15 protein-coding genes are annotated in these 26,610 nt (G+C 51.0%); 1 reads left to right on the forward strand and 14 read right to left on the reverse strand.

Going from position 1 to position 26,610, the window contains the following annotated elements:
• Positions 1-57: 57 nt before the first annotated feature.
• From ACKKE8_RS23800 to ACKKE8_RS23830, 7 genes are all read right to left on the reverse strand, one after another.
• Positions 58-4,866 (reverse strand): amino acid adenylation domain-containing protein, encoded by a 4,809-nt coding sequence (locus ACKKE8_RS23800; protein WP_409175192.1) that lies wholly within the window; start codon positions 4,864-4,866, stop codon positions 58-60.
• A gap of 16 nt (positions 4,867-4,882) precedes the next feature.
• Entirely contained in the window at positions 4,883-7,210 is a 2,328-nt protein-coding gene (locus ACKKE8_RS23805) for a Gfo/Idh/MocA family oxidoreductase (RefSeq protein ID WP_409175193.1), read from the reverse strand.
• A 9-nt stretch (positions 7,211-7,219) separates the two neighbouring features.
• Positions 7,220-8,335, reverse strand: a complete 1,116-nt coding sequence (locus tag ACKKE8_RS23810; protein WP_409175194.1) for a saccharopine dehydrogenase family protein — start codon at positions 8,333-8,335, stop codon at positions 7,220-7,222.
• A gap of 108 nt (positions 8,336-8,443) precedes the next feature.
• Positions 8,444-17,506, reverse strand: a complete 9,063-nt coding sequence (locus ACKKE8_RS23815; RefSeq protein ID WP_409175195.1) for an amino acid adenylation domain-containing protein — start codon at positions 17,504-17,506, stop codon at positions 8,444-8,446.
• A gap of 29 nt (positions 17,507-17,535) precedes the next feature.
• Positions 17,536-20,496 carry a salicylate synthase gene (locus ACKKE8_RS23820; protein ID WP_409175196.1) on the reverse strand — a complete coding sequence of 987 codons (2,961 nt, stop codon included), beginning with the start codon at positions 20,494-20,496 and terminating at the stop codon, positions 17,536-17,538.
• 313 nt (positions 20,497-20,809) lie between these two features.
• Positions 20,810-21,553, reverse strand: coding sequence for a 4'-phosphopantetheinyl transferase family protein (locus ACKKE8_RS23825; RefSeq protein WP_409175197.1), 744 nt, complete (start codon positions 21,551-21,553; stop codon positions 20,810-20,812).
• Between the two features lie 4 nt (positions 21,554-21,557).
• Positions 21,558-22,331, reverse strand: coding sequence for a thioesterase II family protein (locus ACKKE8_RS23830; protein WP_409175198.1), 774 nt, complete (start codon positions 22,329-22,331; stop codon positions 21,558-21,560).
• Between the two features lie 452 nt (positions 22,332-22,783).
• On the opposite strand from ACKKE8_RS23830, the gene ACKKE8_RS23835 reads away from it, so the two are divergent.
• Positions 22,784-23,392 carry an MptD family putative ECF transporter S component gene (locus ACKKE8_RS23835; protein ID WP_047071504.1) on the forward strand — a complete coding sequence of 203 codons (609 nt, stop codon included), beginning with the start codon at positions 22,784-22,786 and terminating at the stop codon, positions 23,390-23,392.
• Positions 23,393-23,474: 82 nt separating this feature from the next.
• On the opposite strand, the gene ACKKE8_RS23840 is transcribed toward ACKKE8_RS23835, so the two are convergent.
• From ACKKE8_RS23840 to ACKKE8_RS23870, 7 genes are all read right to left on the reverse strand, one after another.
• Positions 23,475-23,750 carry a hypothetical protein gene (locus ACKKE8_RS23840; RefSeq protein ID WP_409175199.1) on the reverse strand — a complete coding sequence of 92 codons (276 nt, stop codon included), beginning with the start codon at positions 23,748-23,750 and terminating at the stop codon, positions 23,475-23,477.
• 38 nt (positions 23,751-23,788) lie between these two features.
• On the reverse strand, positions 23,789-24,070 hold the full coding sequence (locus tag ACKKE8_RS23845) for a hypothetical protein (RefSeq protein WP_409175200.1): 282 nt from the start codon (positions 24,068-24,070) through the stop codon (positions 23,789-23,791).
• 15 nt (positions 24,071-24,085) lie between these two features.
• Positions 24,086-24,322 (reverse strand): hypothetical protein, encoded by a 237-nt coding sequence (locus tag ACKKE8_RS23850; RefSeq protein ID WP_409175201.1) that lies wholly within the window; start codon positions 24,320-24,322, stop codon positions 24,086-24,088.
• A 21-nt stretch (positions 24,323-24,343) separates the two neighbouring features.
• Positions 24,344-24,727 (reverse strand): hypothetical protein, encoded by a 384-nt coding sequence (locus ACKKE8_RS23855; protein ID WP_409175202.1) that lies wholly within the window; start codon positions 24,725-24,727, stop codon positions 24,344-24,346.
• Positions 24,724-25,029: a hypothetical protein gene (locus tag ACKKE8_RS23860; protein ID WP_409175203.1), complete on the reverse strand. Its 306-nt coding sequence runs from the start codon at positions 25,027-25,029 to the stop codon at positions 24,724-24,726. Before ACKKE8_RS23860 ends, ACKKE8_RS23855 begins: the two co-directional genes overlap by 4 nt.
• 149 nt (positions 25,030-25,178) lie before the next feature.
• Positions 25,179-25,874, reverse strand: a complete 696-nt coding sequence (locus ACKKE8_RS23865) for a hypothetical protein (protein ID WP_409175204.1) — start codon at positions 25,872-25,874, stop codon at positions 25,179-25,181.
• A 330-nt stretch (positions 25,875-26,204) separates the two neighbouring features.
• A complete protein-coding gene (locus ACKKE8_RS23870) occupies positions 26,205-26,606 on the reverse strand; it encodes a hypothetical protein (RefSeq protein ID WP_409175205.1) in 402 nt (133 codons plus the stop codon).
• Between the last annotated feature and the right edge of the window lie 4 nt (positions 26,607-26,610).

A 26,610-nucleotide genomic window follows, 5' to 3' on the forward strand; every position in this document is an offset into this window, starting at 1 on the left:
CAAAGGACGTTGTTTTGTCCTCCTTGTCTACCGCTGTCTTGATTGTTACCAAAGAAGTTATTTGGTGCTAAGTGGTATTGCCAACAGCTCCGCCAGCTTGACCGCATTCTCTCCTACCATGCAGCTGTAATGGTTACCGGCGATTTCTGTCACTTCCAGTTCTCCAATGCATATATCTTGCCAAAAAGCGATGGTCTGTTCGCTCGTGCTTGGCAAAAATTGAAACGGCTCGCGAGCCAGCAGGAAGCGAATGTCTCCCATATAGGGCAAAGGAGTAAAGCGAGCTGCTTTAAAGCTCTGCCCAAACACCTTGCACAAGCCCTCTGCCATTTCCACTGGCATCTGTTCCCCTGATGTTTTGCCTTGCGCATGGACATAAGCAGTGAAGCGTTCTCTTCTGTCAAACGTGGATAATTTGCGGAAAATCTCTCCCACCTGGTCTAGCCCCTCGTCTCCACTGATGGTGCACGCTGAGCCTTGTGGGATGCAATCCCCGTATTTTTCTACAAGCTGCAAAATCGCTCGGGTAAAATCATGCTCATCCACTTTTCCAAAATCAGCCTGTTCCAGCGTGATGTTCAGGTTTGGAACAAACAGTGCCTCAATCAAGAGCTCGTCATTCACTTCTGTCAGGATCGGGGGAATGTCGATCAAAACCAAGTCCAGAATAGGGACGCCTTGCTCCCCAAGTCTTCTCGCCACTTCAATGGCAATCAATCCGCCCAAGGAATAGCCGATGAGCTGTACAGGCCTTTGATCTCCTTCACGCAAAACGTCGATCAAGCATTCGGCATAATCATCGGCAACCGTTTCTATTAGCTCAGACGGCTCTAGTGCGCAATAACGCTCGCTATCGTCAATGGCGATCCCGAGGATGCTTCCTGTCTGCTGGGCTTTGAGCTGTTCAATCAATGGACGAAAACTGTCCATCGTCCCCAAAACGGCATGGAATACAACGCGCAGCGGCCCAGATTCGTCACCGCCATATGGAATCAGCACGGCATTGCTCGACTTGTTGCGTTTTTTCGGCAATGCGACTTCCTCACTCTGCTGCATCTCCTGATTGCGCATGTGTATGAAGCCAGCCAGTGCTTCCACAGTGGGGAAGTTGAGCATTTGTCGGAGCAAGACATCAAAGGGGATGGCAGCATGTGTCGGGTCCTCCGCCAGCTTGTCGCGCAACTTTCCGGCTACCTGCGCCATGATGAGAGAATCTGCACCGTACTCATAAAAGCTTTGTGTTCGGCCGATTCTTGAGACTCCCAATGCTTCTGCCCAGACGTGAGCCAGCTGCGCTTCCAACGGATCAGATTCAGCCCCCTCTGTAGCGTCCATAGAAGCACTTTGTCCGAACGACGATGCAGGACGCCATTTTGCCAGCTCGCGGCGATCTATTTTTCCATTCCCGGTAAGCGGCAGTGCGTCTACGACTTGCAGGTGGGCAGGCAGCATATAGGCAGGCAGGTGTAGGGAAAGGAAATTTTCCAGCTCTGCAGCACTCACCCTCACCCTGTCCAGCTTCACGCGATGAGCGAGCAGATGATTCTCTTCCTCTGTCCACTTGGCAAGAATGAGCCACCCGCCCGGGCAAATCAGTTCTTTCAGCTTGTTCATGTCGGAGCTATCTATCGATCCCGTAGCGAACACCACGTCAAACGAGTTCGGCGCCAATCCTTGTGCCCGATACTCTTCTTCAACTGTATCCATGCGTATATACGCTGCATCATAGCCTTCCAACGCTTGCGAGACATGCTCTGTCAACGCGCCGTTCCCTGCGCCGACTTGTAATACCCGAAGAGGCTTGCTCGTATGCTGTCGTGCAATCTGTTGCAAAAGCATGACAATGCGCTGATTGACCTCGATGTCCGTTTCTTCACCGATCCCATTTACGAGCATCGCGGATTCCGCTCTTTCCGCTTCAAGGTCCCGATCCATCTTGCGGGCGCTTTCCACAATCCCTAGCAAAACAGGCTCGTCACTCGATCCATCCAGCACGACACCAGCTGCGGCGACAGCAGGGTGTTTGAGCAGGGCCGATTCAATTTCACCGAGCTCGATCCGATGCCCTCTGATTTTGACCTGATTGTCTTCGCGGCCGATAAACTCGATTTCGCCGCCCGGTGTGTAGCGGCCCAAATCACCCGTTCGGTACAATCTCTCTCCATCGACAGGGTGGGAGAAGAATCTTTCCTCCGTGAGTTTTTGATCTCCCACATAGCCCTCCGCCAAGCCAGCTCCAGTAATGTACAGATCCCCGATCACCCACACCGGGCAATCGCGCATCTGCGAATCGAGGATGCGGAAGCCTTGATTGGCGAGCGGGCGGCCATACGGAATACTGTTCCAGTCTGCTTCCAATCCTTTGTACAGATGGTAGTTCGACCAGATCGATGCTTCCGTGGCACCGCCGAGACTGACGATCTGTGCAGAAGGGAGATATTTTTGCATCCGTTCAGGCAGTGTCAACGGAATCCAGTCGCCGGAAAGCAAGGCCAGTCGCAGGCTGTCTACTTTGACAGTTGGCGTGGAATCCAAATACGTGACCAGCATCTGCATCAGGGCCGGCACGGAATTCCACACGGTGATGTCATGCCCGGCTATCAGTTCTGTCCAATGGGATGGATCTGTTTGACGGTCGGGATGAGGATACACGATCGCACCACCAACAGAGAGCGTGGCAAAGATATCGTAGACAGATAAATCAAAGCTCAGCTGGGCAAGGCCAAGCACGCGATCATTTTCCGTGATCGCAAAACGACGTAGCATGTCCTCGATCGTATTTGCAGCTGCGCGGTGGCTGATGACGACCCCTTTGGGCTGTCCCGTGGAGCCAGATGTATAGATGATGTACGCAGGCAAATCCGGGTTTAGGTCAGGCAGTATCAATGGTTCATGCTGCGGGCTCACTTGATCCACTGCAATCGTTTGAACGGAGTCAGACCATTGCAACTGGTTGGTAGATACCGTCAAGGCATAGCGGATGTCCGCCTGTTCCATCATGGCCTGTCGGCGCATCTCGGGTTGCTTCGGATCAATGGGTACATAGACGGCTCCGGCAAACAAAGTACCGAGCACGGCTGTGACTTGATGCGCACCTTTTTCCATCACGATGGCGACACGGTCCTGCTCTCGGCAGCCCAGGTCTTTCAGCTTCCCTGCTACTGCGGCAGCTCGTTTGACAAGTTCCGCGTAGGAAATCTGTCCTTCACTGTCAATTACAGCCGGACGATCTGGCGTCGACATTGCTTGTGTGACGATTGGCTGATGCAAGGCGTACTCAGGTAAAGGTGCTGTGGTTGCATTCACCTGCTGACGCTCTTCCCGCTGCCAGTCTGGCAACGTAATTTCGTCAACTCCCTCCCACACTTGCTCGCTGTCCGCCAAAGATTGCAGTAATTTTGCAAAAGTATCAAACATGTCGTCAACGACATGCTCTGGGAAAACGCCCTCACGTACGTCCCAGTTCACCTGCAAGCCTGCTGAGCTGTCCATGGCTTGGCAATCGATGAAAACCTGTGGCGTTTGACTGATTCCGTGCCCAGCAATTTTGCCCTGTAGCTGTCCGCCTTCCACTGGTTCCACTAACCCAATCGCGCTCGTAAAGACGATTGGCATCAGAGCGGCTTCACGCCCGCGCCTCCGTGCTAGCTCGCGCATGACCTCCACGCCGGAATACAAACGGTGATCCAAATCTTCAAACAACTGCTTTTGAATGGCTTTCGCCCGCCCCTGAAAAGAACGCTCCAATCCCCAATCAACCGCAAGCAAATTGACGGACGTGAAATCTCCGACAATCTCATGGACTCGCTCATGAAGCGGCTGTCTGTTCAGCAACGTCAAATTCAGGCAAAACGCACGATTTCGACTCCAGCGCTCGATCACAGCGGCAAAGGCTGTCATTACGGCGGAGGTTGGCGTCAAACCTCGCTGCTGGGCACGCTGCTTAAAAGCATCCCACGAAGTGTTATGTAAGCGAATGAAGCGACGGCGAAAGCGTGCGTCTCCATTATGGGTCTGCTGTCTCGTCATTGGCAGGTCTGGAGCCTGTGGCAATTCATCAATCCGTTGCTGCCAGTAGGCTTTGTCTCTGCCATATGCCGTGGTCTCTCTTAGGCTGCGTTCGGCGAAGACGTAATCGCGAAACGTAATCGGCAAAACGGGCAATGTTTTTCCCGGTTCCTTGTAAAGGGCCTCAAACTCACCTAGCAAGAGCCAAATACTCGCCCAATCCGCGATGAGAAATTCCATCGATACATGGAGCACAGCCCTGTCGCTCGTTTTCGTCAAGCCGATATCAAACAACGGCCATTTGGCTGTATCATACACGCGATGTCCCATCGCTTCGCGTATGTCATCGAGCCTTTTTCCTGCCTCCTGCTCATCCATGTGACTCGTATCCGTATAGGTAATCGTCAAATGCGGAACCTTCTCCAGAATGCATTGCTGACCGTTCTGATCAATAGTTGCACGCAGCATGTCATGTCTTGCAATGAGCAGGTTCCACGCATCCTCCGCCCGTTTCGGATCAAGCTCGGGATAGTCCAGCTCCATGTAGATATGACACGCTACGCCACCATAGCCAAACAGCTCATACCGACCCAGCAAATAAGCAGACTGCACATCTGTCAGGGGAAAAGGCACAAATCGCGCTGCTGGATCTGGTACGACTGTCACCGGTTGGGATTCGGCTCGCAAAAGAGCGAGAATGCCTGCTTTCTGTTCTTTTAACGCCTGTAAATCATCGGCTGCAAGTGTTCCTCTTGGGGCTCTGTAACGCAGGCTCCCATTTTCCTCCCATAAAAAAATTCCATCTCTGCGTAGGCGCATCAAGAGCTCGACGCTATTCGTCTTGAGGTTTTGGGGCATATGCACACTCTCCTATTTAAATGAGCTTGGCCATTTCGTTTTCGTTTGGGGAAAGCTGCTGACGTACGCCAACATCGATGTTGTTCTTGATGAGGAACAGCTTTTGTCCAAGTGGTGCCAATGGGTGAGATTCCTCAGGCAAGACCGCAAGCTCCTTGACGCCTGCCCTTTCAAAAACATCGAGCCACTGCTGGACAGTCATGAAGGTCGATTGCGTATTTTTCCTGTCATCTACTGGTGGAGTCATCATGAAAGCTTGGGAGATGAGCATTTCTACGAATTCTCGAGTTGGCTCAGTAATAATCATCCAGCCTCCCGGAGCAAGGGTCTTCAACAGCCCTTGGATGACTTCATCCGTGTCCCGCGCGTTGTTCAACATCCCTGCCGCAATCACGATGTCGAAGCTGCCTTCTGTGAGGCCTTGTGCAGTCAAATCTTTGTCGATATCAACCACCTGATATTTCATCCATGGGCAATCTTTGTACCGTTCACGTGCAGAGGATAAGAAAAAGTGGGACACATCCGTGTACACATACTCTACATTCAGTCCTTTGGAAACAGACGCCCTCAGGCGGTCCACCACCACATCACTAGTTGCTCCAGTCCCAGCGCCTACCTCCAGGATGCGAAGCGAGTTGGTCGTAGACGCGATCCGCACTACGGCTTCTGCGACTGACTTGTTCAAATAACGCGCCACAAGGGTCTCCCGATAAAGCGCATTGGCAACATGCATGCGACCCTCAGGAAATAGCAGCAAAGCAGCTTGCTGTGTATCATCCATCAGCTGTGGCAGCCGATCCGCATTGTCCTTGAGATAGTCCATGACGAGCGGTGAGCCCAGCTTGCCATTCCAAGCGTTTTTGGCAAAATCCCACCGTCGTTCTACTTCTTCTCGCGACATCTGAATGCCGCATTGATACTCCCCAGCGGCATATTTCAGGTAGCCACGATCCGTCAAGATGTGCAGCCAGCGCTTGATGACTGGTTGATGACGTTCTGCTACGTTTGCAGCAATGAAAATGTCTGATGTCGTATAGGAATGTTGTCCCGCTGTCAGCGCTCCTTGAGATTGCAGCGCAAGCAGCATGGAGGCCACCGCTGCTGCATCCAGGCGCTCAATGCACGTATTTACCTGCACAGCATCGATCCCTTTCAGCTCACTCTCGGCAGACGCCGTGCATGCAAAGACATCGTTGTTTTCCGCCAAAGTCGTATCATTAGGTGATGGAGTGCCGTGGAATTCGTCGTCCGGAATGCTCCAGGCTGCTTGTTCGAGAGACGCTAACGACAACGGCTCATGGCTGCCATGCGAGCGCAACACGGGATATCCCAATGCCTGCGTCCATTCTTGCCACTGTCGTGAGCACAATAGCTCCTGCTGCGCGCGTGTTTCCATCGCAGCCTTATCGACCTGCCCCATGATCCAATCTCGCATGATGAGTAAATCGCGTCCGATAGCTTGCGGCCACTGCTTCGTAAGAATGTCCCGATAGGTCGGCGTCTCCTGCGGCCCCAGTATATGTGTACTGTTTTCCAGCATGTATGCGGGTGGAGACACTGTCAGCTCACCGTGAATGTCGGGAATATCCGGTACATGCAGACGCGGCTGCCACACGACGGGACCATGCGTGTCTGTAAGCGACAAGCTCCCGCCAGCTACGCCAATCGTCACACGATGCAGCAAATGCAGATGGTTGTCTGGATCATCCGGATCGACTTCATTGTGGGCGCGCAGCGTAATCGGAATTTTGCCCAGCTGTCCGATCAACACTTGAAACGGCCCCTCATCCTTGATGACATGACTGATTTTCCACGGGCGAATAGAAGGGAGGGCTTCCTGCAAAATGTGCATGAGCGGGAAGGAAACCTGTGTAGCGCAAGCAGCCTCGATATACAAGGCAGGCTGCACAGCCAGCATCGTACGAGCGCAAGCAATAAAGCGACGAACAGCAGGCAAATGTACGTAGAGATCGCCCGTCATAAAATGAACACCATTCTGCTTGGCATGCTTTAGGCACAGCGCCAAATCCTTATGGTGGATCGGCTCTTCCGAAATGACGTGAATGCCCTTGGCAAGCAGTTGGATCGACAGCTCTGTTCCATTGCCGCCCATCACGGTGGAACGCAATACGACGCAAGCCAAATCAATGTCAGCAGGTAATTGATTGACATCGGTGTACAGCGGGATGCCATTTCGCTCGGCGCATTGACGCGAGCGTTCACTTCCTTTTGCCAAGAGCCCTACCAATTCAAACTGCTCAGGCAATGCCTTCACCGCTTCCAAGTAGAACTGTCCAAAGCGGGAACCGCATACCACGGTACGCAACTTACGATTCTTTGTCATACGTCACCCCTACTTCATTTCCATGATGGAATGCATGAGTTCGACCTGCTGCCCGCGAAGTTCATCAATTAGACGTGTCGCCGATACGCCTTCTGCCACGAAAAAGCAGCCTGTTTTTCTGTTTTGATCTTCCGCGATCAAGTGGGCCACTGAAGCCGCGATGATGCCAGATATCCGATTCCAGTCGCCCGGGTACAGAAGAGTGGAGAAGACTCGCACTTTTTTGCCGTCACGCTTTCCGGTAGCATGCAAGTGGAACATCGTAAAATCTTTCACACCTGGCTTCTTCGCCTCAAACTGTTCCAGCAGCAGCTTGGCTGACGCTCTTTTTTGTTCCTCGGTTTTGTATTGCTGCAAAGCCTTGATCATCACAAATTGATTCAGGATGGCATTGCTTTGATAGCTGTTGTAAAAATAAGCGGATTCGATTTTATGCTGCTTGGTCATGAGACCGAATTCCTTTGTCACTACTGGATACGTGTCGCGCTTGCCAGCGGGATGCGGCAGCGTGTAGTTGCGATGGAACGGCCCGTCTATTTTTTTAACCTCGCCTTGCTTGAAGTAAGACATTCCCCATCCGGTATCTTCTTCAATGCTGCAGACGATGTCATATGCCGCATTGAGTGAAAACCCGCCCTGTCCTGCAAAAAAGACCTCGAGCAAATCCATTTCGTCCAAATCATTTTCAGCGACGTAAGCTGGGAAAACTTCCGACAGCCCCGGGTAAACGCCAGCAGAGATGATAAACAGCAGTCCCTTTTCCTCGATTTCCTGCTTTCGCGTGAGCAATTGTTGATGCAGATGCTCATCTCCGGACACATCTACGTAATGAACCGCATGTTTGAGGCATGCGACGGCAACTTTATCAACGATTTGCTTGGAGGGCCCTGCACAATTGATGACGAGATCAACTCGGCTGCAAAAGTCATGCAGTTCCTCTTCGTTGAATACATCCACCTGATGGCATTCCAGCCTACCATCCGTCCCAGTAAAAAGCTCACTTAGCTTCTCAGGATTCCTACCGCCCAGCAAAATCGGATTGTTCGTCCTAGACAAAATCGTTTGAAAGGCTGTATGGCCTACAACACCTGTCGCTCCCAAAATGCCAATCTTTTTGATACCCAATGTTCTCTTCCTCCTGGCCTGCTCTCCGCATTCTTCTTCCAAGAAAAGGTGGGGCTGCGCCTGCCACTGAGTCGCAGCCCACCTCTCTCCTCGGCGGTTTTTCTTTATTTAAATGGTCCCCTCATCAAAATCCGCTGCGAGATCTTCCGTTACCTGTATGCTCGTCTTGATCAGCTCGGCAAGGGTGCAGATCGTGGAAGCTTCAAACAAACTTTGCAGAGACAAATCAATCTGGTATCTCTCTTTGATAAGATTGAGGCATTGGATCGCGCGCAATGAGTCTCCACCTCGCGCAAAAAAGTTGTCGTGGATGCCGATTTCCGCTACACCAAGCACCTCTTCCCAGACCTTGGCGAGCTTGATTTCGAGCTCGGTGGAAGGCGGTACATGCGTCTTTTTCGGCATACTTGCCTTTCTTTTGCCAAGCTTTGTGATTGCCTTTCGATCTACTTTTCCATTGGCGGATAGCGGGAGTTCATCTAGCAGCACGTACTCGCTTGGCACCATGTAGTCAGGCAAGCTATTTCGCAAGGCCTCGGACAATCTTTCCGGCTGGAACAAGCGAACCGCCTCCGGTGCTTGCGCCACAATCAGATGGCGCTCGAACGCCTCTGCGACCTGAGCTTTATCCGGAATGGCGAGGACGTTAGCGAAGCCTTGTTGTTCCAAGCCCGCTCGCCATTGCTCTACCGTAAGCAGAGGAAGATGATTGGCTTTTCGCTCATCCTCCAGATGGCTAAACCCATCCTCGAAGAAGCCAACAGTGGTCAGCAGCAGACGACTGTTGCGCGTCGACTCGACCAGGAACAGAAGCCCCCCAGGTGCGAGCAGCCCTTTCAAGTACGCTATCGTTTTCCCAATATCACGGGAGCGATGCAGCGTATTGTCCGCAACAATGACATCAAACGAATGCGGATCATAGCCTTGCGCAAGCGGTGCTACGTTCATGTCAAGCTGACCGTATTCCAGCGGGGCCTGCTCTCCCCACTCCTGCTTTGCCCTGTCGGTAAAAAAGGAGGACTCGTCGACGTATAAATAGCGACTGCGTTCTGCAGGCAAGGTGGACACCAGCGTTTGCGTCAAGCTTCCGGCCCTCGTGCCAAGCTCTAGCACCCGAAGTGTCTTGTCAGACGGGTGGTGGTTTACGATACTGCCGAACATCGTCCTGGCAAGACTGCTGTAAAACTCCCGCGTCAGGTCAAAGCGGCTCAATCCAGCAGGTGTTAAGAAGGCATCGTCTGCCAGAAAGAGCTCCAACGGATCGAGCTCACCAGTTAACAGACCAATAAACAACGGATAGTCGCGGCGGAAAACGGCTTCGAGTTCACGTGCTGCTTCCGTACGAAGCGGGGAAGCTGACAGAACAACATCCGGCACACCTTCACGCAATGAACGCAGACTCACGTACGTACCCGCAGCTTGTTTTTCCAGCAAGCCCTCTTCTGCCAGCACTCCCAGCCAATGCGCAAGCAAAGTCTGATAACGGGGATGAATTTGAAAACGATGCAAGAGCTCCGCAATTGAAGTGCTTTCTCCAACTTGCGCGAACATCCCCATATGCTCCAGCGTGCGGCATATGTAGGTGGTGCTTACACGATCAGCCTCCATCAGGAATTGCTTAACGACTTCCACATCGACACTTGCAGGTATGGTATCGGCCTGAGCGTGACCCATGCTGTTGATCGCCTGCCATCGAGCAGCACTTGCAGCGGGGTCGGCCTGCTCTGTTTCGAATAACGCGGAATCCTTTTCACGATCCACCACCACATACCCGACCAAGCGCTTTTCATCCGCACCGTCATCTGGCACGGCCACGACAACGTCTTTGAGCCCTTCATGGCGTTTCAGTGCCGTCTCGATCTCGCCCAGCTCAATCCGATGCCCTCTGATTTTCACCTGGAAATCTTCCCGACCGAGGAATTCCAACGTGCCATCTGGCAAGTAACGGCCCAAATCCCCCGTGCGGTACAGTCTTTCTCCTGTCCGCGGATGCGTGATGAATTTTTCATTTGTCTTGTTTTCATCTCTCCAGTAGCCTTTGGCGAGCCCAATGCCACTGATAAACAGCTGTCCCGGCACCCAAACGGGGCAATCCCCCATCGATTCGTTCAGCACATGGTAGCGCTGATTGACCATGGGACGACCGTACGGAATGCTTTTCCAGCTAGGGTCGATCTCTTCGATTGCGAAAAGGTTTGACCAGATCGAGGCTTCCGTTGCGCCGCCCAAACCGATCACCTGAACGTGAGGGAAAAACGACTTGATCTTGTCTGGCAAATCCAGTGGAATCCAATCACCGCTCAGCAAGACGAGACGCAACGATTGCGGCAAGTGAAGGTTTCTCCCCACGGCGTATTCGATCAGCATCTGCATCAGCGCCGGAACTGTATTCCACACCGTCACCTGCTCGGCTTCCAGCCACTCCAGCCAGTGTGCAGGGTCTTTGGCTTTATCAGCATCTGGCATGACGATCGTTCCACCCGCGGCAAGCATGCCGAAAATGTCATAGACCGACAAATCGAAATTCAGATTGGATAAAGCGAGCACCCGATCTTGCGCCCCCACTGCAAATCGTTGGTTGATATCTTCAATCGTGTTGACTGCGCCTCGATGGTCGATCATGACTCCTTTTGGCAGGCCTGTTGACCCGGATGTATAGATGACATAGGCCAAATCCTCCGGCTGCCCGGCAACTGGTGCCACTGGGTTCACCGTGCTTGCCTCGTCCCTTGCCATCATCTGGTCCACAATCAGCCGCTCCACATCCAGAGGCCAGCCCAATCGCTCATCCAGCCAAGACTGCGTCAGCACGAACTGTACTTGTCCATCATGCAAAAGCTGAGAACGTCGTTCCTCTGGGTGCAGCGGATCAATCGGCAAATAAGCGGCCCCGGACTTCATAATCCCGAGCGTGGCTGCGACCTGCTCCCAGCCTTTTTCCATCACGACAGCGACCAACGTATTCGGTTGAGCTCCTTGTGAACGCAGCCACTTCGCGATTTGATCAGCAGCATCGGCGAGCTCCCCATAAGTCAACATCCGCTGAGTAGAGATCACGGCAGGTTGATCGGTTTGGCATGCAGCTTGTTTATCAAATAGTCCGACGAGTGTCTCTGAGGATACAGGCGCAGCCGTATCGTTTGCGGCGATTCTTTCTTCCAGTCGAGGAACAGCGATCAGGCTTGGTACTGACTCTTGCCATACCGCATCCTCTTCTGTCAGTCGATGGAGCAGCTCGCAATAAGCCGTAAACATGTCAGCAAGGAGTCCTTCTGGAAACAGTCCTTCGACGGCATCCCAGATCAACAGTAGTTCTCCGTCTTGCTCAACCACTTGATGGTCCAGCCATACCTGCGGCGTCTGCGTGATGTTGTAGACGAGCTTGCCCAGCCATTTGCCATCGGAGTCAGACCCACTCCACTGCTCTACACCCAATGCGCTCGTAAAGACAATCGGCATGGCAACACCGTTGTGCTCTCCTGTTTGCTTCGCCAATTCGCGCTGGACTTGAACTCCGCCCACATAAGGATGGTCCAAATCGCGCCATAGCTGCTGCTGTAAATTACGGCCGCGTTCCAAGATCGTCTCGCCAGCGGACAACTCGACTGCTAGCAAGGTCAGCGTAGTGAAGTCACCCACGATTTCGCCTACTTGCGCGTGCAAGGGCAATCGATTGAATTGGGTCAGGTTGATCGTAAAACGCGAGCTCTTGCTCCATGCACCGAGGGTTTCGGCATACGCTGTCAGCAGTATCCCGGAAGGTGTTAGACCGACCTCTGCTGTCCGCTTTTTGAGCCGCTGCCATGCTTGACGATTGATTCTGGCTTCTAAACGATGGAAGCGCTGCTCGATAATCGTGTCAGGATTTTTCGCCAAAGGCAGCTGTGGTGCTGGCGGCAAATCAGGCAGACGATCCATCCAATAGTCCAGATCGCGTTGGTACAGCTCTGTAGATTTGAGCGCTTCTTGCGCGAGTACATAATCGCGGAAGCTGAGATCCAGTGGTGTCAGAGGCGCATCCGGCTCATGATACAGCCTCGTCCACTCGCTCAAGAGGTGAAACATGCTCCATCCGTCAAAAATCAGGTTGTCAAAGCTGATATGCAACCGAACCCGTTCGTCTCCAAAGCGGGAAGCGCGCACCTCAAACAACGGCCATACATCCGTAGACAACACCTGATGGGACATTTCTTCCCGAATCGCTTGCAGCTCGGACTCAGCTTCTTCAGCCGATTGGTTCCGCAAATCAGTGACCTCGATCCGGTAAGCAGGAACCTGCTCCAAAATCTGCTGACGCCAGCCATCCGGCAAAATCACGACTCGCATCATTTCATGGTGGTCAATTAACCGTTGCCAAGCCAGGTTGATCCGCGCAAGGTCCAAGTGCTGCCCTTCGATTTCGAAATAGCAATGCGTGGAGACATGACCCAAGGCGTAAACACCACTGCGCCCGACCCAGTAGGCTTGCTGGATATCCGTTAGCGGGAAAGGCTGATGCCTGTCCTGTGGGGCCAGTACAATTGCTGGTAAGTCTGACGATGCCCCTTTTTCTTCCAGAAGCATCTGAACATGCTGGGCAAGTCCGGCAATCGTCGGCTTTTCAAAAATGCGCCCTAACGACAGCTCTACTTCCAACTTGTTGCGAACCATCGCACTGAGTCTGGTTGCCAATAGCGAATCCCCGCCGAGCTCGAAGTAGTTGTCTGTGACGCCTACCCGTTCCACTTCAAATAGCTGGCACCAAATAGCCGCGAGTGCTGTTTCGATTGGTGTCGTTGGAGCTGTATACGCTTTTTCTGCTTTGGCCTTCATGAGGCTGTCAGGAGTCGGCAGAGCTTGCCGATCTACCTTGCCGTTTGCAGAAAGCGGCAGTTCGTTCAACAAAAGAAAAGCAGTCGGAACCATGTAATCAGGCAGCTTTTGACTCAGGAAGCCCGATAATTGTGCAGCGTTGAAGCGCTTGGCTTGAAGTGGCGCCTGCGCAACCAGTACATGCTGACCAAAATCGTTCTGTTCCGGGAAAACTGACACTTTTGCAAAGGCTTGCTGCTGCAAGGCCTGCTGCCATGCTTCCACCGATAGCAAGGGGCGTTGTTCAATACGCCGCTCATCTTCGAAATGCGTAAAGCCATCTTCGAGAAATGCCGTACTGATTTGCTGCAATCGGCTGTTGCGGGTCATCTCCAGCAAAATCAGCATGCCACCCGGAGCCAAAAGGCTTTGTACATGTGAGAGGGCCATACCGATGTTTTTCGCACGATGCAGGGAATCAGCGGCAATAACAACGTCAAACTGATGTGCTTCAAAGCCTTGCGTTTGTGGACTTTGATTGATATCCAGCAGTTGATCGTGCACAAACGGGTACTCCCGGAACCTCGTCTTTGCTGCATTCGTAAAGAAAGTCGAGGTGTCTGTGCATGTAAAATGTGTCGCATCTGCCGGAAGCACAGCCAGCAATGATTCCGTCAGCGCTAGGCTTCTCGCCCCGATTTCCAGTACACGTATCGGTTCTGATTCAGACCTTTCTCCAAGGCGATGGACCAGCCTTTCGACCAACGCCAACACTGCGCTGTCACGATGCTTTGCGCCAGGGAGCATCTGCATCAGATCATTCGGAGTCAGACTTACTTCCTCCGAGAAGAAATGGGCCAATGGTTCAAGCTCGCCACGCAACAGGGCAACACTTTCGTCATTGACTTGTTCCAAGTAACGCATAAGGGCTTGTGCTTGTTGTTCCCATGCGGACGCCTGCGACTTTTCCAACCATTCTGTCAGGCTCGCCTGCGTGATGCTGTAGACATCCGATTTGTCTTTACGGACAAAACCTTCGTCCTCCAATGTTTGAAGCCACTGTCTGACCAGCCCGCGATAACGTTCTTGAATCCTGCAGCTCTGCATCAAATCATCGAGGGAGTAGTTGACATCCTGCTCAAATTTCACTCCCGCCATCTCCAATGAGCGGTAAATGAATTGAACAGCAAGTTGCTCCATGTACGCCCAAAACGAGGTGGAATCTTCCGGTCTGATGCTTGCAAAATGCTCCGACAAGGTCTGCATACGATTCGTATCCATAACATCTGCCCATAGTTCTTCGCTCTTTTTCGGATCAGCCTCTACACGATCAAACAGCGCTGATTCGCTTTCTTGTTCTGGCACCACATACCCAACCAGCTGCCTGTTCTCGCGCGGATCGCCTACTGCTGTCACTACCGCATCGCGAATCCCCGGATGCTGCTTCAAGGCTGATTCGATTTCACCCAGCTCGATGCGATGCCCCCTAATTTTCACCTGGAAGTCCTTGCGCCCGAGAAATTCAATGGTCCCATCCGGCCAATAACGTCCGAGATCACCAGTCCGATACCAGCGTGAACCGTTCCAGTTGACAAAGCGTTCTGCGGTCAGTGCAGGATCACCCCTATAGCCTACTGCCACACCTGCTCCGCCGATCCACAATTCTCCCTCTACCCAGTCAGGGCAATCACGTCCATGTGCATCGACAACCCGATAAGCCTGATTCGCGAGCGGTCGACCGTACGGAATCGATGTCCAATGAGCGGGCAAGGGCAGCGTCACATCAAAAAAATTGGACCAAATCGACGCTTCTGTCGCTCCGCCCATCGCCACAAGCTGGCTGTTCGGTGCGAGCTGGTTCAATCGTTGCGGTAAATCGAGGCCGATCCAGTCCCCGGAAAGCATGGTCAGGCGAAGCGGCAAGCTCTCGTACGGTCCGCTCTCCGCACCAATTAAGAGCATATCGAGCAACACGGGCACAGAGTTCCACAGCGTCACTTGATGCTGATCCACCAGTCTCGCCCAATGAGCCGCATCCCGTCGCAACTCTTCGCCAATGAGTACAATCGAGCCGCCTACACTGAGCAATCCGAACAGGTCATAGACAGACAGGTCAAAATCAAGCGAGGAAACCGCCAAAATCCGATCCGTATGCCCGATTCCGTAGCGTCTGTTTATCTCTGCAATGGTGTTCCAAGCCCCGGAATGACTGATTTCTACCCCTTTTGGTTCACCCGTGGAGCCAGAAGTAAAGATGATGTAGGCAAGACTGTCAAAAGAAATCGGTACGGGTTCGGCAAGCGGTGAAACATTCAACGCATCTGCAACTGACAGAACAACTGCGTCTTCTGGCCACTCCAGCGTCTGCGCCAGCTCCGTATCCGTCAGCACATAGCGAATCCCCGCTTTTTGATGAATGCGCTCACGCCTTGTAGATGGCTGCCCGATTCCAACCGGGACGTAGCATGCTCCTCGTGCCACGATACCAAGAACCGCAGCGAATTGATCGATTCCGCGCGGCAGGCTGACTGCCACAGGTTCTCCAGCTTCAACGCCTTGCTTTTGGAGATACGCTGCGATCTGCAACGCGTACGTCGCTAACTCGCCATACGAAAAAGTAGTAGAAGCATGACTATCGATTACTGCCAGCTCGTGCGGATTCTCTCTTGCATAGGCAAAAAAGGCACTGTGCAAGCATCGACTCGATTGCATTTGTAAATCGTATACTGCCTGATCATTCCTCTTCTGTTCCAAATCGGGAAGCAGCACGGATGTGGCTAGCCAGTCATTGTCCTTGGTCACCAAGGAGTCCATCAGCTGGCAAAAAGCGCCGAACATTTGGTCAAGCATCCCGTCAGGAAACAGCTCATCCACCGCATCCCATGCCAGCAGGAGCCCACCGTCCATTTCATACGATTGGAAATCGAGCCATACTTGCGGCGTTTGCGAAATCATGTAAGAGAGCTTGCCCAGTGTGTCTCGGCATTCGTCATTAATCAGTGGCGTACCCAAATTGCACGCGAACACCACAGGGGCAAAATCCCGCTCTCCCTGACGGACACGCGCCAGGTCGCGCTGTAGCTGAACCCCGGAATAAGCCGCATGTGCTACATCCTGATGAAACTGCGATTGGACAGCTCGCACCCGCGCCAGAAAAGAGGTTTGCTCCCGCATATCAACCGCAAGCAGTAGCAGATTGGTAAAATCGGCAACGACGTCTTCAATGCCAGCGTCTCCGGTTTGGCGATCGAATAGCGGAATGTTGATGAGAAACTGCGAATGGGTGCTCCAACGATCCAGTACTTCTGCATAAGCCGTTAACAGCACCATCGCTGGTGTGACCCGCTGTGCTGCGGATCGTTTTTGCAAAAGTGCCCAATCGGCTGCATTCATGAAATGCGTCCGTCGCGTAAAAACAGGCGACTTAATCATTTCCGGCTTTTCCTTCAGCGGCAGCCCTGGCGCTCCCGGCAATGTGGAAAGGCGCTCCTGCCAATAACGGGCTGCTTCCTGTCTGTCCTGTGCCCGACGCTCTGCCTCTTGCCCGAGATAATGGGCAAAGCTCCAGTTGGTCGGGGCAAGAGGCTTGCTGCCTCGTGCATATGCTGCCGCCAAATCGCGTAATACGATGTGCAGACTCTGTACGTCAGCCACCAGCAAATCCAGATCAAAATGGATGCGGGTGCGGCCTTCTGGCAACAAGCTCAGCTCCATACCGGCTACTTCTCCCGCTTCCACCGCCAGACGACGATGAGACAGCCGCTCCCGTATTCGGTCTAGCTTCCGTGCCAATTCGTCCTCAGAAAAAGACCGCAGATCATGGACCACTACTCCAGTGGCCGTAGGGGCACTCATCACCTCTTGCTGTCCATCCGCCAAAAATCTGGCCCGAAGCATTGGATGGTGCATCAGCAGCTTGTCCCACGCTGTTTCCAATCGATCCGGCTCTACGCCCACACCATCTATTTCCAAGTACGCATGGCACCCGACTCCCCCGAGAGGCTGATCATCCTGGCGTCCAATCCAATAAGCGTATTGCACATCTGTGAGTGGAAAGGGCACATTCACCTCCACTGCCACATCTGCTTTCCTTTCGTCCACCCGTGGAAGCGAGGCGCTGCTTTTTTGCAGCAACGCCTGCCAATCACGCAAGGTAGGAGCACCGATTAGCTCGGCAAACGTAACCTTTGCGCCTTCCTTGCGCCATTTGTTGACCATCCTCATCATTTGCAAGGAATCCAGCCCTAGCTCGATCAGGTTTTGATCATCGGAAAACGCAACAGGCGCGGGCAGCAACGCCTGAATTTGCCTCTTCATCTCCTCATAGCTCAAGGAAGCGGCGGGACTTGCGGTCTGACTGTCATTGAGCATTTTGGACATCCTCGTTCCCTCCTCTCTCATGCAAGCCCCTATTCTTTTCCAATCAGCTGCCTGGAGAAGCTGCTTAGTTTTTCACGCGTTTCTTCCAGTTCTCTGGACGGCAAAGACATTTCAACGACACCAGCTCCGGCATGCAGCCAAGCTTGGTTGTCCTTTTGATAAATCGTTCGCAGCACAAGCGCCGCATCCATGGCACCGTCGCTGTCAAAAGTCATGACGCACCCGCTGTACAGACCTCGTGACACAGTCTCTAATCTGCCAATCGCCTCGATCGATTCCTTTTTCGGGATTCCCGAAGCGGTAACAGCTGGGAACAATGCGCGGAAGGCATCCCATGAATTACATTCTTGTTTCAGTTTCCCTTTCAAGCGAGAAGCGATATGCTGAACCGTTCCTCGGCTTGCTACTGACATAAAATCGTTCAAGACGATACTTGTTGAGTCGCAAACCATTTTCAGCTCTTCGAATGCCAGCTTGACGGAAACAGCGTGCTCGGCAATTTCCTTCGGGTCATTCAGCAGCTCTGCTTTGAGTCTGTTCGCCTCGTCCTCACTGCTGCCTTTTGCCCGTGTTCCCGCGAGTGGGAAGGTACTCACCCATCCGTCGCTATCGACCTCTACGACCGTCTCCGGGCTAAAACCGGCCGCACCGAGACCGTCCAAGCTAACGAGGAAAGAGCGTGCCGGCGTATTCACTCGTCTGCCAGCAATATAGCTCGCAACCAGATCCAGCTCGTGGTCAAGCGGAATTTTTCGTGACAAGATGACCTTGTGGTATTTGCGTTCCTGTATCTCGCGTACAGCTTCGGCCACGTTTTGCATGTAGGCTTCCGCGTCGTATGTATCGGCTTGCGGGACGGACAGCTTTGGTTTGTCCACTCTTTGGGTCAGCTGTTGCTCACCTTGCGTATTCATCGACAGCTCACTCAGCAATTGACTGAATTCGCTCCGCTTCTCTTCACGCAAGGCTCTCAATAGGACCGTTCCTTTGTTGAAACGCAGCTCGACCTCAGGAATAAACAGCTTGAGCAAGCAATCCTCTTCTGGCATGAGCGGCAAGCCTTGATAATAACGCGCCATGCCAAAGTTGACAGTTCCATAAGCGCGCCAGTTTTGAATCGGCACCTGTGCCATTGCTTTTTCGAGCGTCTCACTAAGCTCGTTGTTGTCGAAACGGAGAGTCTCGTTGCGATAAGTCAACGTCGTCTGCTCCCCATCCACGTAGAGAAGCGCATGAATCCCCATTCCCAGCGACAGCTCATCTCCATTTTCATAGAGCAAGTAGTTTTCATACCCGCTGCGCTCTGCAATGAGTGCTGCTGCCATATGCGCATCACCCGCAAAAGCAAACGTCTCTTCCAGATACGCGATGTCCGCTGGCTTCGCCTCTGACTTTGGCGCTGACGCCAGTTCTTTTAGCTTCGCTTTATTGACTTTTCCGACGCTGGTTAGCGGCCAGTAATCGATGAGTTCGATTTGGTCTGGCATTTTGTAGCGTGCCACCCCTTTTTCCTGGAAGAAGGCATGGACGTCCGCCAGGCTGATCGTTTCGCCGTCCGTGATCAAAAATGCGCAGCTTTTCTCGCCCAATACTGGATCGGGAAGTGTAATCAGCGCTGCGTCTTTAATAGCTGGGTGCATGCGCAGGTACGTCTCTACTTCAGCCGGCATGATTTTTTCACCCGCTCGGTTGATTTGCTCTTTGATCCGCCCACCGATTTGAATATTTCCTTCTGGCGTGATCCTAGCCTTGTCCCCAGAGCGATAGAAGCCATCGGGCGTGAAGCTCTCGCGGTTTTGTTCCTCCGCTCTGTAGTAGCCGCGAATCGTATACGGTCCCCGCACAATCAGTTCTCCATATTCACCTGGCGCGACATCGTTTCCATGCTCATCCACGATTCGCACTTCATCCCCTTCGGAAATCGGACGGCCCTGGCAGCTGGTAATGATCGACTCTGGATCATCCAGTGATGTGCAGCAGATGAGCCCCTCTGCCATTCCAAACACTTGCTGGAGCTTGCATTTCCATTCTCGCGTGATACGGCTGGCGAGATTACCATCCAGCATGGAGCCTCCCACCTGAAGAACCTCCAGACTCGACAGGTCGCTTTCTGTATCCCATTCCAGCACTTCCTGCCATACTTGCACGATCGAAGGCACGAGGCCGGTAATGGTCACCCGCTCTTTCTCAATAAGCGGAAAAGCTTCGTCGCAGCTGGTCGTTTTACATAGCACGATCTTGCCGCCAACGGACAGTGTGCCTAAGATGCCTGGGCAGCACAGAGGAAAATTATGGGCAATCGGCAAAACTGCGAGATAGACGCTCTTCTCTGTCAGTTGGCAACGGGCTGCGGTTGCTTTTGCATTGTAGACGTAATCTGCGTGGGTTCTAGGAATCAGCTTGGGTATCCCTGTCGTACCGCCAGACAATAGCAATAGCGCAGTGTCTTTGTACGAAGGGGCTTCCAGCTCGATTGGCGGTCCGCTTATCTCAGCCAAGTTCCTCCCGATCGGACTGTCCCCATCCGTCATGACGAATTTGACAGACGCATGTCTTTTGACTAAATCTTCTGCCATCTTCGTGTAATCAAAACCGAGAAACGTCGTTGGAATGATGTAGGCAACTGGCCTCGCGAGTGCAAAAATCCCGTCCAATTCAGCCTCTCTGTGGGCAGGCAATACGAGAATCGGCACAGCGCCGATGCGAAACAGGGCAAAGCAAGTCAGTACGAAAGAAATTCGGTTTGGAAGCTGGACGGCTACATTGTCGCCTTTTTGAATTCCCATGTGATAAAAACCGGAAGCAAGCGCATCCACCTTGCTGTCGAGCTCGCTATATGTGAGTCTCTCCTCGTCCTCCACCAGCGCTTCATTGTTTTGGTACTGTTCCGCCCATTTGCGCAATTGCTGCCCAAGTGTCAGCGGCTCCCAAAAACCACACTGTTCATAAGCTATTGCAGCTTGCTCATACCACTCCGTACTTACTTTCATTCCGTCCTCCTCCTGTGTAACTGCGGGTCACTCTTTGCGCCCGAAGCCGGATCATGCAGAGTACTGCCTTGTCGGTGACGCATCATGTTGGTTTGTCTAACAACAAGATATTGATAGTGATTCTCATTGTCAATATCATCTGTAAGCTGTTTTTTCTACATTTGGGAAAAATAGGTTGGATTATCTTCCGTTTTCTCACGATTTCTTCGTTTCTCACTGTAAGATTTCCATATTCTTACACACTTATATAGTCCGATTAAACCCGATAAAGTTTATCAGTATAATAGAAGATTCTCGTTTCAATTACTCCGATTTACGGTCTACCTATCCCGATTGCAACTGCTCCCGCATAGCCTCTGACAGGCGTAAACCCGTAAATTTTCCAATCCCCGCTCCTGATTCCATCTCCGTTTACCGTGAAGCCGCTATCCTGCTTTTCCATGAAAAAAGAATCGAGAGGACGGCTCAGGCCCTCCCCTGTCGCTTTGACAAAAGCCTCCTTGCGTGTCCAGCAATCAAAAAAAGCCTGTTGCTGCTCATCAGAGGGCAAACGCAAGATTCCCTCTCGCTCCACAGGATGAAAGTAGCTTATGAGCTGTTCCATTTCCGGGATGTGACGCAAATGCTCCACGTCAACGCCGAGAAGGCGATCGCGAGAAAAAGCGACCGCCACAAGCTCATGCGAATGTGACAGATTGAAAAAAAGTGCTTCGGTATCACTGTTTGGTCCACATAAAAACGGTTTCCCGTTCGAATTGCACTCGTATTGAACCGCGCGAGGAGAAATCCCTTGGTACCGCCCAGCCATCCTTCTCAGCAGTCCATGTGCGACAGCATAGCGCTCCCTGTCTGCGTGGAAATGAAATCGTGCCCGTTTATCGAGTTCTTCGGCAGACAGATCACCTTCCAGCTCCTGCATACTGTGTTCCCATGCTTGCACAAACGTCAGCCAAATATGTACTTCCCCTTTTGCCAGTACCAAAGAGGACGATTCCTCCAGAGCTGATTTTGTCCTCTCAGACAAGTAGGTTATTCGCACCTGCTGCATATGCTGCATCCCGTTAGCGCTCCCCTTTTCCTGCTACCGCACTCCGGTATTGTCCGACCATTTTGGTTACAGATTGCAGGAGCACCTCTTTGTTTGTTGTCAGGAAAAAATGTCCGCCGTTTACCATTTCCAACGTAAATCCAGCACTTGTATGGCTAGCCCAAGCCTCCATTTCTTCCTGCGTAGCTTCCTGATCCTCTGTCCCGCAATACGCAGCAATTGGGCAATCAAGCGGAGGCTCCTCGCCATACACGTAGGTTTCGTCGAGGGTAAAGTCCGCACGCAACAGCGGCATGAACAACTCCATGAGCTCCTTGCTTTGCAGGATCGCCTCTGGTGTCCCGGAAAAGCGTCGCAGCGCTGCGACAAATTCATCTTCAGGCAAATGGTAAATAGGCTTGGGCTCCGGGAAGTGTGGAGCTCGTCCTCCTGAAACGATGAGGCCAAGCGGAAGACGCCCCCATTTACTCCGTACAGTACGTGCCAGCTCAAAGGCGATTCGCGTTCCCATACTGTGACCGAAAAATAGAAACGGGCGATCCAAATACGGATAAATCACTTGGGCCAGCTCTTCCACCAGCGCTCCCATATCTGAGTACGCTCGCTCGGCAATTCTGTTTTCCCTCCCTGGCAGCTGAACAGGGTAAACTCCAATATCACTAGGAAAAGCCTGTGCCCATCCCCTGTAAATCGAGGCCCCTCCCCCTGCGTATGGGAAGCAAAACAGGCGAATGCTGTCTTTTACTTGCGGCTGAGTAAGCAGCCAAGATTTCGCTATCGTTTCCATGCTTATTGTTCCTCCTCGATTGCGTCTCTTGCTAAAACGATTTGACACAACGTACATGATAATGATTCTCACATATAATTGCCAAATATATACAAGCCTCTCCTTCTTCCGTTTTCTGGTACATTTCCGTGATTTTCCCCGATTATCTCATCCTACGTTCACCAGAATGATTATTTTGCAGAACCTCCAACTTGTAATATTTTGGCGATTGTTCAAGAAAAACGGAAAAATACGGAGATAACAGGCGAAAAAGCTCGAAATATATCCCAAAATATTGAAATTTGGGCTTTTTTTATTTTGACAACGATTCTCATTATCAATATTGTGTTCTTATACTGACAACCGTGTGTACAGCTAGCAAACTTTTTTCCAGCATTCCTGCAAAAGGGGGATCGCAAGTAGAGAGAGTTCGTCAAGCAGATCGGCTACTTATGTCTGAGGGAGGATGTTACATGCAAGCCCAAACATCATTAGCTGCCCAAAGCGGCAGATGGACCATGCGGGATATTATTACGCTCGCGATCTTTAACGTCGTCATGCTGATACTGATGACGATTGCCCCGATCATTACCGTTGTTTCTCATTTACTGGTTGGCGGCTTTACCGCGCTACTCAACGGTCCGATTTATATGGTCATGTCTAATAAAATCGCCAAGCCCGGGACTCTATTTTTTACAGCTGTCTTGACTGGATTGTATTTTGTCGGTTTTGGTTACGCGAATTACTTACTTACCCTAGCTGTTATCGGACTCATCTGCGAACTGATCCTATGGGGAAAAGGCTCTTATCTGAATCCTGTGCGCAATGCGATCAGCTATTCTGTTTTTTATGTCGGCTATTCGCTTTGCGGGGTGGTCCCGCTTATTTTCTTCCGCGAATCGTATCTCGCGACCTTGGAAAAAAGCTATACACCTGAGCAGCTTTCTGCGATGCTCTATTACTTTGAGACCCCTAGCATGATTCTCATTATGTGCTCGATTTCGTTTGTCGGCGGATTGCTTGGCTGCTATTTCGGCAATCTGTTGATGAAAAAGCACGTCAAAAAAGCAAAGCTGGTGTAATGCTCTGCGTAAAAAAACAAGGCATATTCCTCCTCAGTGATTCGAGTTGGAATATGCCTTGTAGACGTCTTAGTATCGTCCCTTATTGCCCTTCCATGGCGAGTAAAATAAACGTGATAATTGCGATTATCGTACCAATGACGAAGTATAAACCCAAAAGAATGGCCATTAACAACAAGGTAGCTTTAGCCCAGTTTTTACGATTCAGATTCCCATCTGAACCAAAAGCCCACATAAATAACAATACAATATTCGCGATCGGAATCATCATGAACAACGAGACGAGTATCCAATCTTTCATTGTCATGACCTTTTCGTTTTCCGCTACGCTTCCTTCCACATACGTTTGGTGATCCATTATGCACCCTCCACGTTTTTTGCCTATATCACCGTTTCCTATTGTTCAACCGCTGCTCCAATGAATGCCAACATCAGAATTAAAAAGAAGACGCTCAAGTACAACCCGATGCAAACACCTATGATCAGCAAGTTCGCTTTTGCCCAGTTTTTTCTGTTTAGATTGCCTTCACTGCCAAATGCCCAAACAAAATACATCACGAGATTGACCACGGGCACCATCATAATTAAAAAAGTAATCACCCATTCCTTGACCGACATGACCCGCTCATTTTCAGGTACGTTCACTTGCCATTGCTGTTGATGTTGCTGCTGTTCCAATTGGAAACCTCCCTGTTATGTCATGTTCACATTTTGCTCAACCCGTATCGTGCGAATCAACGCATGGGCCAGAGGCCGCCATACGAGCACTTCTTCGGATTCAAAATGAAAGCTCCCGAGTAATGCCCGCCCGTTTACTGATGTCGCGAACAAGATTTGAAAGTAGGTTTTGTCCTCGAGCGGAATGATGAATTCGCTGCAGGCAACTCTGCATTCATCCAGCTCGATCAGCTCATTATGTACGACCTGCAAGCCTGCCTGCACCTTTTTGACTTATGCTGTCATCGCCTGCACAAACGGTTCCACGCCGCTCATCGGCAACTGATGTGCCATATGATTCATGCCTAGCATGACCGCGCTCTCTTCCTCTTTATAGGAAATTTGCTCGTGCTGATGATTCCCCCCACTATTTGACCCGCGTCCCCTCGGTAAGAGCTGCATCGAACGGGGCAACTGAATAACGAGGTGTCCGCCAAAGAGGACATTCTCCTCGAATTCGAATCTGCGTCCCTCGTACTCCAGGTAGCCTTTTCGCACTCCATCCAGACACTCCTCAAGCGTCAATTGTACCTGCTGTTCTTCCATCTCAGCAAGTTGACGCTGTGCCTGGATGCTGTTCCATACATCCAAAATCTTTTCATCCCAGTAGATCGTCATGGCTCCCTCCGCATTGCCTGCTCCACTTTTTGCAAAACAAATCCGTTCAAGCTTCTGCGAAGGAAGCTTTCCGCAGCATCCAGACTCACCACGATATACGGCTCCAAAATCCCTTGAACTTTAAAGAAATGATGTGCCTTTATCTTATCGGAATCTAATACAAGCCTCTTTACCGTTCCATTCAAATGAAACACCGTCTCCATGGAAAGGCAATCTACAGCAGGTACTTGCATGGCCCAGTAGACGTTTCGCAGATTGGTTCCATGCGAAACTCCTCCTACCCCTATGTATTTATCTGCCATTTTAGTATAGATGTTTCAAAGGAGTTTGACGAATTGGGGAATGAAAAAAGCCCGCTGGCGTGCAACGGGCTTTCTGTCTCTTCTGTGAGGGGGAACATCTGTCTAGTCAATAACAGGATTCGGGCTGTCACTATTCTCGTAGACGTTCCTTATTGAATAATCTCGGAAATTGATTGCTTTTGCTCCAAAATCTCGCTTTGTACCTCGATCAGTTCTTTCAACAGATCAGCAGCCTCTTGCAAGGATGCAGCTGCTTGTTCCTTGTCGCCGGACTTGAATACTTCTTTTGCTTCTTTCACTGTGTTCTTCTCATTTGTTTTCAGCTCTTTTGCTTGCTCTTTGTTCTCTTTCTTTTCTGTGCGGATTGGCTTCAATTCTTGGTTCATCTCTTTGAAGGACGCTTTTTTCTCTTTTACTTGGGTCAATTCTGTTTGGATATGCGCCAGTTTTTCTTCGATAGCGATGTGGTTTGCAGCCATTTCAGCCTTGATGCTCGCTACCTTTTCTTTATCCTTAGCTTTCTTCGCTTCTTTCAATTCAGCAGACAGCGCCTTGTTCTCTTCACGCAGTGGCTTTGTCTCTGCTAACGCAGTTTTTACCTTTTCACGTACTTCTCTCGTCACATCGCCCCAAAGAACGTCCCATGCTTGTCTGTTGATTTCCGATTGTGCTTTCAATTTATCTTGCAAAGCTTTTTGCTCTACTTGCAATGCTTTTAGTGCTTGAACTTCAGGCAGGCTCTTCCAACCTGCTTCTTTCCCTTCTTTTTCAGCCGCAAAAGCTCCAACTGCACTTGTTACCAGCAAGCTCGCTGCGATTACAGATACGGAAAGCATTTTTTTCATGTGTGAACACTCCCTGTCTCATATGGTTTCTTTCTTACAAACAAATCGTACCGTACGAGCATTGATAATGTTCGGGATAACCTCGTGAAAAGTAAGGGGAAAGTGTGGGATTTGGGAAAAACACAAAAAGCCCAGGAAGGTCCTAGACTGATCTGGATTGTCACTTATTGAAACCTACTAAGGTTGTAAGCATCTACTTTCATATAGCCCAATTTAAATTCTGCTTCAGCACGCTCGATTACGCCACATCTGGGGCATTTTTCTTTTATGATGAGCAGATTATATATGTTTTAGCTCCTATTTTATAATGATTTGGCTTCATGGTAAAAATCATCTTCGATAGTCGTTCGATTTCATTTTCAAAACAACAATATTTCCAGCGTTTCCAAAACAAGAAGCATGGTACAGTCCTTCCAAAATATGATCTTTATGAAATTCCCCAACAAATATACGATCTTCATTCTTTTGATCATTAGCGTATCGAACAAGGATTACTGTGGCATTCTGCACATGCTTGTTTTGTGTGAACAGTTGAATATTGCGGCTGAAACTTAGAATATCAGCTGGTACTTCCTCTCTTACCAACCACTCATCAAACTCTCCAATGAATTCTTGATTCACCATTTCAAAGACGCTTGAATGAAGAAAATGTCTCAGATGAGCTATCTTATTGGGCAGAATTTTATCTTTCGGTAACACTTTGAAATAACTGGTAACTTCAAATTCTTTCAAAGAT

The organism is Brevibacillus fortis (genome assembly GCF_046196545.1).
Taxonomy (GTDB): Bacteria; Bacillota; Bacilli; order Brevibacillales; family Brevibacillaceae; genus Brevibacillus; species Brevibacillus fortis_A.

Excerpts from the sequence above, each read along its gene's own strand:
- ACKKE8_RS23860 (WP_409175203.1), bottom strand. The coding sequence starts at position 25,029 with ATGGCAGATAAATACATAGGGGTAGGAGGAGTTTCGCATGGAACCAAT.
- ACKKE8_RS23805 (WP_409175193.1), bottom strand. The coding sequence starts at position 7,210 with ATGACAAAGAATCGTAAGTTGCGTACCGTGGTATGCGGTTCCCGCTTT.
- ACKKE8_RS23830 (WP_409175198.1), bottom strand. The coding sequence starts at position 22,331 with ATGGAAACGATAGCGAAATCTTGGCTGCTTACTCAGCCGCAAGTAAAA.
- ACKKE8_RS23820 (WP_409175196.1), bottom strand. The coding sequence starts at position 20,496 with ATGAAAGTAAGTACGGAGTGGTATGAGCAAGCTGCAATAGCTTATGAA.
- ACKKE8_RS23840 (WP_409175199.1), bottom strand. The coding sequence starts at position 23,750 with ATGGATCACCAAACGTATGTGGAAGGAAGCGTAGCGGAAAACGAAAAG.
- ACKKE8_RS23835 (WP_047071504.1), top strand. The coding sequence starts at position 22,784 with ATGCAAGCCCAAACATCATTAGCTGCCCAAAGCGGCAGATGGACCATG.
- ACKKE8_RS23815 (WP_409175195.1), bottom strand. The coding sequence starts at position 17,506 with ATGTCCAAAATGCTCAATGACAGTCAGACCGCAAGTCCCGCCGCTTCC.
- ACKKE8_RS23865 (WP_409175204.1), bottom strand. The coding sequence starts at position 25,874 with ATGAAAAAAATGCTTTCCGTATCTGTAATCGCAGCGAGCTTGCTGGTA.
- ACKKE8_RS23825 (WP_409175197.1), bottom strand. The coding sequence starts at position 21,553 with ATGCAGCATATGCAGCAGGTGCGAATAACCTACTTGTCTGAGAGGACA.
- ACKKE8_RS23800 (WP_409175192.1), bottom strand. The coding sequence starts at position 4,866 with ATGCCCCAAAACCTCAAGACGAATAGCGTCGAGCTCTTGATGCGCCTA.
- ACKKE8_RS23855 (WP_409175202.1), bottom strand. The coding sequence starts at position 24,727 with ATGACGATCTACTGGGATGAAAAGATTTTGGATGTATGGAACAGCATC.